The sequence below is a fragment of the Agrobacterium sp. ST15.13.015 genome (assembly GCF_027871645.1).
In the GTDB taxonomy this organism is placed as follows: Bacteria; Pseudomonadota; Alphaproteobacteria; order Rhizobiales; family Rhizobiaceae; genus Agrobacterium; species Agrobacterium leguminum.
Map to the genome: position 1 here is coordinate 160,462 of NZ_JAQAHF010000007.1, position 13,117 is coordinate 173,578.

General features: G+C 59.7%; 12 protein-coding genes. 3 read left to right on the plus strand and 9 right to left on the minus strand.

Annotation, left to right across the window (positions count from 1 at the left end; genetic code table 11):
- Window positions 1-57: 57 nt before the first annotated feature.
- Both PIB16_RS13145 and PIB16_RS13150 read right to left on the minus strand, forming a co-directional pair.
- Window positions 58-1,527, minus strand: coding sequence for a TRAP transporter large permease (locus PIB16_RS13145; protein WP_078052517.1), 1,470 nt, complete (start codon window positions 1,525-1,527; stop codon window positions 58-60).
- A gap of 32 nt (window positions 1,528-1,559) precedes the next feature.
- Window positions 1,560-2,099 (minus strand): TRAP transporter small permease subunit, encoded by a 540-nt coding sequence (locus tag PIB16_RS13150; protein WP_065657269.1) that lies wholly within the window; start codon window positions 2,097-2,099, stop codon window positions 1,560-1,562.
- 414 nt (window positions 2,100-2,513) lie between these two features.
- Here PIB16_RS13150 and PIB16_RS13155 point away from each other — a divergent pair, with 414 nt between their 5' ends.
- Together PIB16_RS13155 and PIB16_RS13160 are read left to right on the plus strand one after the other, a co-directional pair.
- Window positions 2,514-2,738: an aa3-type cytochrome c oxidase subunit IV gene (locus tag PIB16_RS13155; protein ID WP_003524572.1), complete on the plus strand. Its 225-nt coding sequence runs from the start codon at window positions 2,514-2,516 to the stop codon at window positions 2,736-2,738.
- Window positions 2,739-2,807: 69 nt separating this feature from the next.
- Window positions 2,808-3,341, plus strand: a complete 534-nt coding sequence (locus PIB16_RS13160) for a hypothetical protein (RefSeq protein WP_271045722.1) — start codon at window positions 2,808-2,810, stop codon at window positions 3,339-3,341.
- A gap of 16 nt (window positions 3,342-3,357) precedes the next feature.
- Here the strand turns inward: PIB16_RS13160 and PIB16_RS13165 are convergent, their stop codons facing one another.
- Window positions 3,358-4,611 (minus strand): NAD(P)/FAD-dependent oxidoreductase, encoded by a 1,254-nt coding sequence (locus tag PIB16_RS13165; protein ID WP_271045723.1) that lies wholly within the window; start codon window positions 4,609-4,611, stop codon window positions 3,358-3,360.
- A gap of 319 nt (window positions 4,612-4,930) precedes the next feature.
- Here PIB16_RS13165 and PIB16_RS13170 point away from each other — a divergent pair, with 319 nt between their 5' ends.
- Window positions 4,931-6,667, plus strand: coding sequence for a methyl-accepting chemotaxis protein (locus PIB16_RS13170; protein ID WP_065657272.1), 1,737 nt, complete (start codon window positions 4,931-4,933; stop codon window positions 6,665-6,667).
- An 82-nt stretch (window positions 6,668-6,749) separates the two neighbouring features.
- Here the strand turns inward: PIB16_RS13170 and PIB16_RS13175 are convergent, their stop codons facing one another.
- The 6 genes from PIB16_RS13175 to PIB16_RS13200 form a co-directional block, all read right to left on the minus strand.
- Window positions 6,750-8,066: an LLM class flavin-dependent oxidoreductase gene (locus PIB16_RS13175; protein ID WP_271045724.1), complete on the minus strand. Its 1,317-nt coding sequence runs from the start codon at window positions 8,064-8,066 to the stop codon at window positions 6,750-6,752.
- Between the two features lie 18 nt (window positions 8,067-8,084).
- Window positions 8,085-9,431, minus strand: a complete 1,347-nt coding sequence (locus PIB16_RS13180; protein ID WP_271045725.1) for an MmgE/PrpD family protein — start codon at window positions 9,429-9,431, stop codon at window positions 8,085-8,087.
- Window positions 9,432-9,435: 4 nt separating this feature from the next.
- Window positions 9,436-10,236, minus strand: a complete 801-nt coding sequence (locus PIB16_RS13185) for an amino acid ABC transporter ATP-binding protein (protein WP_078052519.1) — start codon at window positions 10,234-10,236, stop codon at window positions 9,436-9,438.
- A 12-nt stretch (window positions 10,237-10,248) separates the two neighbouring features.
- Window positions 10,249-11,031, minus strand: a complete 783-nt coding sequence (locus PIB16_RS13190) for an amino acid ABC transporter permease (protein WP_125145747.1) — start codon at window positions 11,029-11,031, stop codon at window positions 10,249-10,251.
- Complete coding sequence (locus PIB16_RS13195; protein WP_065657277.1) at window positions 11,028-11,771, minus strand: amino acid ABC transporter permease; 744 nt, start codon at window positions 11,769-11,771, stop codon at window positions 11,028-11,030. The genes PIB16_RS13190 and PIB16_RS13195 overlap by 4 nt, the downstream gene beginning before the upstream one ends.
- Before the next feature lie 193 nt (window positions 11,772-11,964).
- Window positions 11,965-12,804 carry a transporter substrate-binding domain-containing protein gene (locus PIB16_RS13200; RefSeq protein WP_271045726.1) on the minus strand — a complete coding sequence of 280 codons (840 nt, stop codon included), beginning with the start codon at window positions 12,802-12,804 and terminating at the stop codon, window positions 11,965-11,967.
- Between the last annotated feature and the right edge of the window lie 313 nt (window positions 12,805-13,117).

Sequence of the window (13,117 nt, forward strand, 5' to 3'; positions counted from 1 at the left end):
CTCCCGTCTTCCACTCCACAATCATAAGCGTTTCGCCTAGCCCTTACAAGACGCCGATCAGGGCCCGATCTTCGGGGGCTCGCCAAGATTCGGCATGCCTGGCAATCCACCTGGCTGGCTGAAATTGGGCATGGTGTTGCCACCCTGATTGCCGAAGGCGGGCACTTCGATCTTTATGGAATTCAGATCGACCTCGGGCGCCTTGTCCAGCCAGTAGGTGACGGATTCCGGCCAGAAGATCACGATGGCGACGAGGATGAGCTGCATGCCGAGCCAGGGAATCGCGCCCATGTAGATATCCGATGTCTTGACCGTGCGCGGCGCGATGGAGCGCAGGTAGAACAGCGCAAATCCGAAGGGCGGATGCATGAAGCTCGTCTGCATGTTGATGCAGATCAGAACGCCGAACCAGATGAGGTCGATACCGAGCGACTGGGCGATCGGCGCCAGCATCGGAATGACGATGAAGGCGATTTCGAAGAAATCGAGGAAGAAGGCGAGGAAGAAGATGAAGATGTTGACGAAGATCAGGAAGCCGATGGGGCCGCCCGGAATGCCCGACAGCATATGCTCGATCCAGAGCGAACCGTCCATGCCCTGAAAGACGAGGGAGAAGCAGGTGGCGCCGACCAGAATGAACACCACCATGGAGGTGATATGCATGGTGGAATGCATGCCCTGCTTGATGAGGTCCCAGGTGAGGCGGCGGTGCGCGGCGGCCAGCGCCATGGCGCCCACGACCCCGAGCGCACCGGCTTCGGTGGGCGTTGCGAGGCCGAGGAAGATGGTGCCCAGCACGAGGAAGATCAGCACGATGGACGGGATCATGCCCGCCAGCACGCGGAACACCAGCGCCCGGTTGAGTTCTCCCCGCGCTTCCGGCGGCAGCGCCGGCAGGTCCTTCGGCCGCACGACCGACATGAACAGGATGAAGAGCATGAAGATGGCGACCTGCAGGATCGAGGGGCCGATGGCGCCCAGGTACATGTCGCCAACGGATTTGCCGAGCTGGTCGGCAAGCACGATCAGCACCAGCGAAGGCGGGATGACCTGCGTGATCGTTCCCGATGCGGCGATGACGCCGGTGGCAAGTCGCGGGTTGTAACCATATTTCAGCATGATCGGCAGTGAGATGACGCCCATGGTGATGACCGAGGCGGCAACCGTGCCGGTAATCGCACCAAGGATCGCGCCGACGATGATGACGGCATAGGCGAGACCGCCGGGAATGGCGCCGAACAGCTTGCCCGTTCCTTCAAGCAGATCCTCTGCAAGCCCGCATCGCTCGAGGATCGCGCCCATGAAGGTGAAGAAGGGGATGGCCAGCAGAAGGTCGTTCGAGACGATGCCGAAGATGCGCAGCGGCAGGGCCTGAAGAAAGGCCGGCGAAAAATGCTCCGTGAAGATGCCGATGACACCGAAAACGAGACCGACGGTGGCGAGCGAGAAAGCAACCGGAAATCCGTAAAGCATGAAGATGATCATGCCGAGGAACATCAGTGGCGGAAGAATACCATATTCGAACATGGGAAATATCCTGAAGGTTCAGATCGGTGCGATCATTGCAGGGGTTTTTCGTACTTCGTATCGAGCGCATAAAGCCCGTTGAGGGCGCCTATGCGCTTGATGAGTTCGGAAAAACCCTGAAGAACCAGAAGTGCGAAACCCGCGAAGATGATGAATTTCACCGGCCAGCGGATGAGGCCGCCGGCATTGGAGGACATTTCGCTCTGATGCCAGGATAGCGTGAACATGGGCCAGGAAAGCCAGGCGAGGTAAAAGCAGCCGGGAAGCAGGAACAGCACGATGCCGATAATGTCCACCCAGATGCGGCTGCGCGGTGAAATCGCGCCATAAATGATGTCCACTCGCACATGTTCATTCATGCGCAGCGTGTAGGATGCGCCGATCAGCACGATGAAAGCGAACATGTACCACTGGATTTCCAGCCAGCCGTTCGAACTGTAATTGAAGGCATAACGGACCATGGCATTGCCGGCGCTGACGAGGCAGCAGATGAGCACGAGATAACCGGCAACCTTGCCCAGAGCTTCGCTTGCAAGGTCTATCAGCGCGCTTAGTTTTAAAAGCGATTTCATAACTTTCCCCTCTTCCCTTTTCGGGCCCTTTGCGGGTTTATGGCGGAGAGCAAAGCCCGGTGCCCCTGCTGCGGCCACGCCTCCACGTGCTTCCGCTGCCACAGGCTCCAGAGTTCCTCCCCACAGAATCCCGTGTATGGTCAGGCGGTTCGAAAAGCAACCAAAACCACCATGAAACAGCTTGGCGGACAGCCGTTTTCAACCGTTTGCGAAAGAATGTTGCCCAATGACATGTTTTGCCCGGTTGCGCTGTCACGGTGCATGCCATTGCCGCTCTTTCGCTGAGAACGCATTGCGCTTTTCGGCGACTTCATGTTACCTCTGGTGACGGAGAATCCGGCATTGGCCCGTGATCGTCCACGGGCAGATTTACCGTGTGACGGGCATGACGGATGGAGCACAAGGGGAAGCGGAATGAGCGAACACCACACGGGTCCTGTCGAAGTCGGCGCCGAGATGAACTACGCCGAGCACGAAAAGACCTATAACGGTTTTCTGGCCTTGACGAAGTACGGCACCATGATGCTGTGCGTGCTGATGCTGGCCATGGTCGCGGGTTTCTTCACCACCGCCGGCTTCCTTGGTGGCCTGGTCGTCTTCGTCGTACTGTCGGCTGCGGGTTTCTTTTTGCTGCGCTGAACGATCCCGTTCATGAGCGGTTCCCGTTCCGGGGACCGGGCGATGCCGGATAACCGGAAAGGCCAAGCCATGAAGCGTATGTTATATTGTCTGTTTCTGCTGGTGGCGATTGCGCATCCCGCTTTGTCACGCGATCTCTCACCTGCCGAGCAGGATAGTCTTCGTACGCAGATAGAGCGATTTCAGACGGCTTTGAGCACGCAGGATTTCGATGTCGTCGGCAAGACGGTGCCGCCGAAAATCTTTGAATTCATCGCAGGCGAAGCGGGTATTACCGCGGAGCAATTGCGTGGCGCCTTGACCGCGCAGATGCAGATGGCGCTCGCCGCGGTCAAGATAACCGAGTTCACTATGGATACGCAGGCGATCAGCCTTGCGCAAACGTCCGATGGAACGCCCTATGCGCTCATTCCGACCAGGACGGTGATGGAAACTGGCGGCCAGACGATAGAGGCGAAATCCCACACGCTGGCGCTGATGGACGGTGCGGACTGGTATTTGCTGCGGGTGAGCGACCAGCAGCAGGTCACGATCCTGCGCAAGGTCTATCCGTCCTTCGCCGAGGTGGCGTTTCCGGACGGTTCCATACAGCCGGTGAAATAGCTCCGTCTTCCCGAACTCAGGAAAAACGTCCCGGCCGGAAAGGATCGATCGAGATTTCCGTATCCTCTCCGCTGGCCAGTTGCGTTACCAGACGGGCGGTTGCTGCCGATTGTGTCAGCCCCAGATGGCCATGGCCGAAGGCATAGATGACGGACGGGGTGGCGCGTGCCGTGCCGATGACGGGAAGACAGTCCGGCATGGACGGGCGGAACCCCATCCATTGTTTCCCGCCTTCCAGTTTGAGGCCGGGCAGGAAACGTCCTGCTTTCTTCAGCATGGCTTCCGCACGGCGGAAATTCGGCTTCAGTTCCAGCCCGCCGAGTTCGACCGCGCCGCCAATACGGATGCCCGTCGATAGCGGAGTGACGACGAAGCCATGATCGTTGAAATAAAGCTGGCGCGTCAGGTTGAAAGCCTCGGCGGAAAGCGTGGTGTTATAACCACGTTCGGTTTCCAGCGGCACGATGTTGCCAAGCGTCGCGGCAAGTTTTCTCGACCAGGCGCCGCATGCGATCACCACTTTGTCGGCATCGATCTTGTCGCCGTTTTCCAGCGTCACGATCGTACTTTCGCCGACGGCGTCGATGCGTTCGGCCTCGCCTTTGCGCAGGCTGGCGCCGCGGGCTATTACCAGATCGAAAATGGCGCGGGTGAAATCGTAAGGGTCGGAGACCTGCAGGCCATCCGGCGAAAACATGGCATGGCGGAACTGGGGCGCAAGACCCGGCTGCAGTTCCTCGATTTCGGGGCGGCCGACGCGCTGAAAGGTGAAGCCTGCGCTTTCCTTTTCGTTCCAGTCCCTGCGGGCAGCATTGAGACTTGCCTCGCTGTCATAAAGATCGAGCGTGCCGGTTTTCGAAACGAGATGCGAGAGTTCCGGCATCGCCGCGACATGGGCCATTTCCATGGCAGCCAGCCGGTTGATGTCCGTGAGTGACTTCAGCCCATGGCGAAAGTTGCGCTCGGCGCTCGCGCGCCAGAAACGCCACAGCCAGGGTGCGATCTTCGCCGCATAGGCGGGCGGCACGCTGAGCGGGCCGAGCGGATCGAACAGCCAGCGCGGCGCTTTTTTCATGATGCCGGGAGCGGGAATGGGGAGGATTTCGGGGAAGGCCAGAATGCCGGCATTGCCGGAACTCGCGCCCCGGGCAACCTCGCCGCGCTCCAGCAGCACCACCTCGCGTCCGGCATTCTGCAGATAAAGCGCCGCCATGGAACCGATAATGCCGGTGCCGATCACCAGCACATCGCATTTCAGGGTTTTGGTCATCGGCGCTCCTGCAACACAAATCTTTCAACCCCGCATAACAATGAATGCCGCCCCGATGAAAGGCCGTATCGTATTGCCGGCGCAGAAATATCAGCACTGTGGCAAATAAGCGGTCCGAAATAAACAAGGCGAATATATTCGCGATGAAGCATACTCGCGGTCGATTGATGTTCCGGATCAATAGTTATAGTTCATTATTAATCGCTATTTAACAGTGTCCGGCTAGTTTCGCGTGCAGGCGGACCGACCGTTTTTCATCTCTATATTTCGAGGGTGGAGCAGGTCTGCATATGGATTACTGTTTGGGGGTTTCAAAAAGATGTCTTACTTTTCTAAACTTGGTCTTGACGCTTCTGCGGTGCTTGATGCGCTTAGCCGCTCACAGGCCATCATCGAGTTCGATCTGACCGGCAAGATTTTGAAAGCGAACGATAATTTCTGCAAGGCCGTCGGCTATCAGCAGTCTGAAATCGTTGGGCGTACCCACAGCATGTTCCTGTCTCCCGAAGATGCGGCCTCGCCTGAATACAAGAGCTTCTGGGCGAGGCTGTCGCGTGGCGAATACGATCAGGGTCAGTATCGACGTCGGGCCAGGAATGGCGACGAAATCTGGATCGAAGCTTCCTACAATCCCGTGTTCCGTTTCGGCAAGCCCTACAAGGTGGTCAAGATTGCAACCGACATCACCTCGATCAAGCGCAAGAGCGCTGAGGATGACGGGAAACTGGCGGCGCTCTCCCACGCGCAGGCCATAATCGAATTTACGCCCGAAGGGAAAATCCTCAGCGCCAACGAAAATTTCCTCGCGACGCTCGGTTACACGGCGGAAGACATCATCGGGAAACATCATTCGATGTTCTGCGAGCCTGCCTATGCCCAGTCGCAGGACTATCGGGATTTCTGGAAGGAACTCGGAAAGGGCCACTTCTCGACGGGGCAGTTCATGCGCCTTGGCAAGGATGGCAAACGCGTCTTCATTCAGGCCTCCTATAATCCGATCATCGATGATCGGGGCCGCGTCTTCAAGGTAGTGAAATTCGCTTTCGATGTGACGGACCGGATGCATGCGGTCGAGGAACTTGGTGCTGCGCTCGAGCGGCTTTCTCAATGCAATATCCGTATTACGCTGGACAAACCCTTCGTCGGCGAGTTCGAACGGCTGCGCCACGATTTCAATAAATCCATCGCCGAATTCCAGAAGACGCTGGAAAACGTTCTCGGCCAGACCGGAGACCTGACCCGAAGCAGCCAGGAAGTCAGCGAAGCCTCCGTCAATCTCGCCGACCGTTCGCGTGAGCAGGCGGTGGCGCTCGAGGAGACTTCGGCAGCGCTCGAAGAAATCACCGCGACGGTCCGTTCCTCGACAGAAAATATGCAAGAGACGCGCAAGCTCGTTCAGAGCGCGCGGACATCCACCGTGGCTTCCACCGAGGTCGTGGAGCGGACGGTCGATGCCATGCAGCGTATCGAGACGGCTTCGCGGGAAATCAGCCAGATCATCGGTGTGATCGACGAAATCGCCTTCCAGACGAACCTGCTGGCGCTAAATGCCGGCGTGGAGGCCGCCCGTGCGGGTGATGCGGGCAAGGGTTTTGCCGTCGTGGCTCAGGAAGTGCGCGAGCTGGCGCAGCGTTCCGCCAATGCCGCGAAGGAAATCAAGGCGCTGATCAACAATTCCGGCACCGAGGTTCTGGAAGGCGTCAGGCTGGTGGGCGAAACCGGCGAAGCGCTGAAGCAGATCGATGCGCTGGTCAGGCACATTGACGGCAATGTCGACATGATCGCCAAGGCGGCGGACGAACAGGCTGTCGGCATCAGCGAGATCAACAAGGCGGTCAGCCGGCTGGACCGGATGACGCAGGAGAATGCGGCGATGAGCGCCCGTACCACGGTGATCAGCACGACGCTGGCGCAGGGCGCGGATGCGCTGGCGCAGCTTGTCAGCCTGTTCAAGCTGAACCGCCGTACGGTTCAGCGGGAAGACGGATCGTCCACCCGCCCGGATGCTCCGAATACGGCCCGGCGCGACCAGACGTCGGCAAGAGCGGCCGCGTAAGGAGCGGGCTCAGGCCCGCTTCAGCTTGAGAATGAGATTCGGTGGATGCGGATGCCTTTGAACGGGCATCCGCATTGCTTTTTCACCGCAGCGCCGGTCGTTCGATACCGAGGTGGTCGCGCAGCGTCGAGCCTTCGTAGTCCTTGCGGAACAGGCCGCGTTCCTGCAGGAGCGGAACGACCTCGCGATTGAATTCCTCCAGCCCGCCGGGGAAGAAGGGCGGCATGACGTTGAAACCGTCGGCCGCACCGTTTTCGAACCATTCCTGCATTCGGTCCGCCACATCCTTGGCCGTGCCCATGACGATATGGTGGCCGCGGCCGGCGGCGACGCGCAGCGCCAGCTCCCGGATCGTCAACTTTTCGCGGCGCGCCAGTTCGGTCAGAAGTTCGGCGCGGCTGCGCAGCTGGTCGGAAATCGGCAGGTCCGGCAGCGGACCGTCGAGATCGTAATCAGTGAGGCTATGGCCGATGCGTTCTTCAAGCAGCGGCATTGCGCTCTTGATATCGGTCCAGCGGTTCAGTTCCTTCAGTTTTTCGCCAGCCTCTTCAAAGCTCCTGCCGATGATCGGCATGAAGCCGGGCATCACGGCGACGCTCGCCGGATCGCGGCCGAATTTTTCCACGCGGGCTTTAAGGCTCGTATAGAAGGCCTGCGCTTCGGAAATCGCCTGCTGGGCGGTGAAGACGATATCGGCGGTGCGGGCGGCGAGATCCTGCCCCGGCCCGGAAGAGCCGGCCTGGATGAGAACCGGGTGGCCCTGCGGAGAGCGCGGAATATTGAGCGGTCCCCTGACCGTGAAATATTTGCCCTCGTGGTTGAGTATATGGACCTTTTCCGGATCGACGTAGCGGCCCGCCTGCTTGTCCTTGACGAAGGCGTCGTCATCCCAGCTGTCCCACAGGCCGCGAACGACATTCACATATTCTTCCGCCACCGCATAACGCTCGTCATGCTCGGGATGGTCCTTGGAAAAATTCGCCGCCGTGCGGGCATAAGAGGTGGTGACGATGTTCCACGCCGCACGGCCGTGGCTCAGATGATCGATGGAAGCGAAGGCGCGGGCGGTGTGGTAGGGCTCGCCATAGGTGGTGGAGGCGGTGGCCGCCAGTCCGATCTTGTCGGTGACCATGGCCAGCGCAGCAAGCAGGGTCAGCGGCTCGAAACGCGCGATCATCGAGGGATGGGCGTCGACACCGCTGGTCAAGCCGTCGGCCAAGAATACCATGTCGAACTTCGCCGCTTCGGCCATTTTCGTAACACGGGTGAGCAGATCGAAATTTTCACTGCCGGCTTCGGCATCGGGGTGACGCCAGCCGGAAACGTGGTGCCCCGCGCCCTGCAGGAAAAGGCCGAGATGCATCTGTCTTTTGCGTGTCGTGGTGGTCATGGTGATCATGCCTTCATGTCGGTCGAGTTATATTTGCGATACCAGAAGCGTTTCGAGCTTTCTGAGGTCAGCTGCGGTTTTCATGGACCGCACCAGTGCCGGAATGCCGGCGAATTTCTCATTGCCGCCGGTCGCGTCGGCAAATTTTTCGGTCGGGTCATCGATGCCAGGAAGGCCGTCGACACGGCGCGACAGCACCGTGCCGTCCTTCCTCGTCACGTCGATGACCACGAACCGGGTGGTCGGATCGGGCGAGAGGCGGCGGGCGGTCTCGTCATGCCGGCGTGAGACTTTGGCGGAAAGGGCAAGCAGATCGTCGCGCGTCGGGCGTTCGTCGAAATGGCCGATGCCGAGCGCTCCATCCGTCAGCGCTGCGGCAAAGACATATTCGGCGCTGAAGCGCGCATCGATGCCGGTCGTGGGCGTGGCCGGTCCGACGAGAGCGGCATCGCCGCCCGGCGGGAAGGTGATGGTGACCGTCTCTATCTCGTCCGGCGTCAGATTATTGCTGTTGCGCAGCGCCAGCGCGCCGACGGCAACGGGATGGCTGGCGGTGCAGCAGGGAAAGGCCTTGAGGGTGAGGCCGGGCGAGACGATCTGCCAGGGTGCGCCCCAGCCGGAGAGAACACGTTTCGGCTGCTCGGCGCCAAAGGCGAAGGCGGAATAAAAACCGATGGGTTTTTCCAGAAAATCTGGAGCGCCCTGAAAGCCGGTTCGCGCCAGCCGCGCGGCGGTAAGGCCGGCACGCGTGGCGAGCCCGGCATGCAGTGGCTTGGCATCAAACCCGAATTGCAGGCGAAGCCCGGCCGATTGCGTGGCGGCAAGGCCGAGCGCAACGGCCGTTGTCTGCGGATCGAATTTCAGGAGATGGGCAATCGCTGCCGCGGCACCGATGGGGCCGAGCGTGGCGGTGGCGTGGAAGCCGTTTTCGTAATGCCTGGTGCCGAGCGAGAGGCCGAGACGCGCCATGGTTTCCAGCCCGACGATATAGGCGGCGATGAAGGCATCGGCCGTGGAGCCCTCTTCGACCGCGACAGCCAGCAAAGCGGGAATGATGGCGACAGTCGGGTGGCCGCGCACGCTGCCGTGCACATCGTCATAGTCAAGCACATGCCCGGCGTGGCCGTTGATGAGGGCGGCGGTGAAGGTATCCGTGCGCAGATCGTGGCCGATAATGCCCGCCGTGCCTGACGTTCCGGGTGTAAAGCTGTCGATCAGGATTTTCGTGCTTCTGTCGGCAGCGCCGCCCAGCACGCAGGCGAAAAAATCGATCAGCGCCGTGCGGGCGATGGCCACCGCATCCTCATCACGCAGGGGATCGGAGGCGGCAATCGCTTCTGCAAGATGAAGGGTGAGCTTTTCGTCTGCGGTCATGGCATCAGATCCCTTCGCCGTCATTCACCCGTGCCACCTGTCCGCCAAGACCCTTGACGAAGGCGTTGATGCGCGGATTTGTCGACTTGTAGAAGATGTGCTCGGGCGTGCCCTGATCGACGATCAGGCCATTTTCGGTGAAGACGATATTGTCGCTGATTTCTTCGGCAAAACGCATTTCGTGCGTGACGAGAATGCTGGTCATGCCATCATTGACGAGATCGCGGATGACGGCGAGCACTTCGCCCACGGTTTCGGGGTCGAGTGCGGATGTGACCTCATCGAACAACACCAGTTCCGGCCGCATGGCAAGCGCGCGGGCAATGGCCACGCGCTGCTGCTGGCCGCCGGAAAGCTGGCCGGGATAGGCATCGACCTTCTGGGAAAGGCGGACCTTTTCCAGCAATTCGCGGGCATGGCGCTCGGCTTCAGCTTTCGGCGTGCCGAGGATTTTGATGGGCGCGATGGTAATGTTTTCCATCACCGTCAGATGCGGAAAGAGGTTGAATTGCTGGAACACGATGCCGATGCGCTTGCGCAGCGCGATGCGTTCAGCCTCGGTTTTCAGCAGGTCCACTCGTGTGCCGCCGACGGTGATCTTGCCGGATTGCGGAATGAGCAGGCCGTTGATGCAGCGCAGGATGGTGGACTTGCCGGAGCCGGAAGGGCCGATGATGGAGACGGCGTCGCCCTTGTTCACGGTAAGGTCGATGCCCTTCAGGACCTGATTGTCGCCGAAGGACAGGTGTATGCCTTCCAGTTCAACCAGTGCTTTTGCGGCGGTTTGTGGTGCGGGTGCGGACATGGCTTGTTCCAATCAGCGGGAAGCGAAGCGCCGCTCGAGGCGCTGCGTGAAACGGGAGACGGGATAGCAGAACAGGAAGAACGCCATCAGAACGGTGAGGTAGACCACGACGGTGAAATCGTTGCGCTGCACGGCGGTGCTTGCGTCTGTTGCGGCATGCAGCAACTCATGCACGCCGACCAGTGAGGCGAGCGCCGTACCCATGGTGATCGACGCATAAAGGTTCATCCATGGCGGCAGCGAACGCTTCACGCATTGCGGCAGGATGATCCAGCGCAGTGTCTGGTTGCGCGAAAAACCCAGCCCCTGCGCCGCTTCCCATTGCGCCGTCGGAATGGACTGGATGGCGCCACGGGTGATTTCGGCGATATGGGCGCTGGCCGGAATGGCGAGACCGACGACGGCCTTGATCCAGTCCGGGAAGGGAATGTAGTTGCCAAAAGCGACGATCTCGAAGGGGAAGATGTAGGTCGCGGCAAAGATCAGCACCAGATGCGGGGCGTTGCGGAATATCTGGACATAGGTGAGCGCCGGCGCGCGCACGAGGCGGTAGGGCGCAAGCTCCATGATGCCGAGGAGGACGCCGATGAAGGTGCCGATGGCGATCGCAAGGATGCTGATCAGCACGTTCATTGCAAAACCCTTGGCCAGATAGGGCAGCCATTGCAGCAGCACCTGACCGAGGGACGGGTCGAGGATCAGCCACAGAATGACGGCAATCAACACGCCGAGCAGCAGAATGGTGCCGAAAGGTGGCTTCCTCACCGCCTGTGTTGGAGAGACCACCGCACTCATTGACCGAACCCCGGAACCGCAAGACGCCGCTCAAGCCAGAGACCGGCCCTTGCGACGATAAAATTGATGACGCTGAAGAAGATCAGGATGACGATCATCAGCTCGACCACATTGTCGCGCTGCGTCCAGATCAGGATCGAGGCATAGGTGATTTCACCCACCGCAATTGCCGAGCCGACCGTGGTGAGCTTCACCAGATTGACGAGGTTGTTGATGATGGAGGGCAGCGCCGTGCGGATGGCCAGCGGAAACTCCACATAACGCAAAATCTCGAAGGAACTGAAACCGATCGCACGCGCCGCCTCGATGGTGGTCGCCGGCACCGCCTCGATACCGCCGCGCAACGCTTCCGCATGGAAAGCGGCAATGTGCAGGCCGGTGATGGCGACGACCCAGAAAAAGGGTGTCAGCGGATTGTTCTGCGCGCCGCCGAGAGCGTTAGAAATCAGCATGTTGAGCACGAGGAAACCGCACATCAGCTGCACCAGCGTCGGCGTGTTGCGCGTCAGTTCCACATAGGCGCGCACGGGGCCGGCAAGCCAGACCTTGCCCGATGTCAGCATGGCCGCGAAAATGAAGCCGAAGACGAGGCTGAGCGGCAAAGTGACGGCGACGAGGATCAACGTCATCTTCATGCCGTCGAGCCAGATCTGAACCTCGTAACCGCTGTTCAGAAAGTCATAGTTGAGGCCGAGATGCGCGGTCAGTTCTATGAAGCGCGCTGTAAATCCATCCTGCATCGGAAATCCATGCTGTTATTGCGGGTGCCGCCCGGCGGGCGGCGCCAGAATGGCCTGCCTTGTTATAAAGCAGAAAAGAACGGCAGGCGAAACCGGCCGTTCCTGATGGTCAGGGGAAATCACTCCACCCTTTTGCCGCCGTCATCACCTGCGATGGGGACGTGCAGATAACGGAAAAGTCCTGCACCTGTCCTTATTGGGCGGCAGAAAGCTTCTTCTGCTGCTCTTCCATATAGCCGATGCTCGGCAGACGGTTGGCCTTGGCGAATTCGAGCATCTTGCCGGAGGCGTGCAATTCCTTGACGATCTTGTCGAGAGCGGCCTGCGTGTCGCTTTCGCCCTTGCGCAGCCAGATCACGGAATCAGACGGGATAAGGTCGGTGGGGATGAGGATGCCGTAATCCTTCCACTCATCGGCGCGGTCCTGAAGCATCAGGCTCAGCGTGCCGTTGACGTGAACGGAGACGTCGCAATTGCCGCCCTTGAGTGCAAGCAGCGATTCCGGCTGGCTTGGCAGCGCCTTTACCTGCGCGCCATATTGCTCGATCAGCGGCTGGGTGTAGTTGGAGCCTTGCGAAACGCAGGCGATCTTGCCCTTCAGGTCCGGCCAGTCCTTGATGCCGCTGTCCTTGCGGCCGATGGCGGCGCCGCCCTGGCGGTCATAGGGGGTCGGTACGTAATCGAGCGTTTTGGCGCGCTCTTCCGTGTACTGCATGTTGGCGATCAGAATATCGACCTTGCCCTGCTGCAGGAACTGCACGCGGTTGGGCGGGGTCACGGTTTCGGTGACCAGCTCGACACCGAGGCCGGCGGCCAGCGCCTTGGCGACGTCGATGTTGAGACCCTTCTGCTCCTGCGTCTTCGGATCGATAAAGCCGAAAGGCGCGCCGGAAAGGATAACGCCGACAGTGAGCTTGCCGCGACCCTTAATCCGGTCGAGCGTTGCATCCGCGTGAGCGGCAGTGGCCATCGAAGCGATGACAACGGTTCCGGCAATGAGTTTTGCGGCAAATCTGGAGAAAGAGAGGGCCATGGATATTTCCTTTTGATTGTAGGTGGAAACTACATGAGGCACCCGCCAAGAGCGAGAATTGGCATTGCGTGAAAAATAGTATGAATAAAATCCGGTTCCAATAAATCTTTTGGAGGGAAAAATTATCCTAATAATTTTGAATTGTAGAATCCTGTTCTTTTCCTCCCTTGCTATGTGCCGGTTTGTCAGGAGCGGGAGAGTAGTCCGGATGTCGCTGAGGACCGGATGGCCATGTGCGGAGCGAGCGCATCCGGCTCGTCTCTTCTCCCCGTCGGGGAGAAGGTCGCGGCAGCGGGATGAGGGGGCGAGGCCA

Bases quoted from the DNA above. Each gene is read 5' to 3' on its own strand.
- PIB16_RS13145 (WP_078052517.1), bottom strand. From the start codon at position 1,527: ATGTTCGAATATGGTATTCTTCCGCCACTGATGTTCCTCGGCATGATC.
- PIB16_RS13150 (WP_065657269.1), bottom strand. From the start codon at position 2,099: ATGAAATCGCTTTTAAAACTAAGCGCGCTGATAGACCTTGCAAGCGAA.
- PIB16_RS13155 (WP_003524572.1), top strand. From the start codon at position 2,514: ATGAGCGAACACCACACGGGTCCTGTCGAAGTCGGCGCCGAGATGAAC.
- PIB16_RS13160 (WP_271045722.1), top strand. From the start codon at position 2,808: ATGAAGCGTATGTTATATTGTCTGTTTCTGCTGGTGGCGATTGCGCAT.
- PIB16_RS13165 (WP_271045723.1), bottom strand. From the start codon at position 4,611: ATGACCAAAACCCTGAAATGCGATGTGCTGGTGATCGGCACCGGCATT.
- PIB16_RS13170 (WP_065657272.1), top strand. From the start codon at position 4,931: ATGTCTTACTTTTCTAAACTTGGTCTTGACGCTTCTGCGGTGCTTGAT.
- PIB16_RS13175 (WP_271045724.1), bottom strand. From the start codon at position 8,066: ATGATCACCATGACCACCACGACACGCAAAAGACAGATGCATCTCGGC.
- PIB16_RS13180 (WP_271045725.1), bottom strand. From the start codon at position 9,431: ATGACCGCAGACGAAAAGCTCACCCTTCATCTTGCAGAAGCGATTGCC.
- PIB16_RS13185 (WP_078052519.1), bottom strand. From the start codon at position 10,236: ATGTCCGCACCCGCACCACAAACCGCCGCAAAAGCACTGGTTGAACTG.
- PIB16_RS13190 (WP_125145747.1), bottom strand. From the start codon at position 11,031: ATGAGTGCGGTGGTCTCTCCAACACAGGCGGTGAGGAAGCCACCTTTC.
- PIB16_RS13195 (WP_065657277.1), bottom strand. From the start codon at position 11,771: ATGCAGGATGGATTTACAGCGCGCTTCATAGAACTGACCGCGCATCTC.
- PIB16_RS13200 (WP_271045726.1), bottom strand. From the start codon at position 12,804: ATGGCCCTCTCTTTCTCCAGATTTGCCGCAAAACTCATTGCCGGAACC.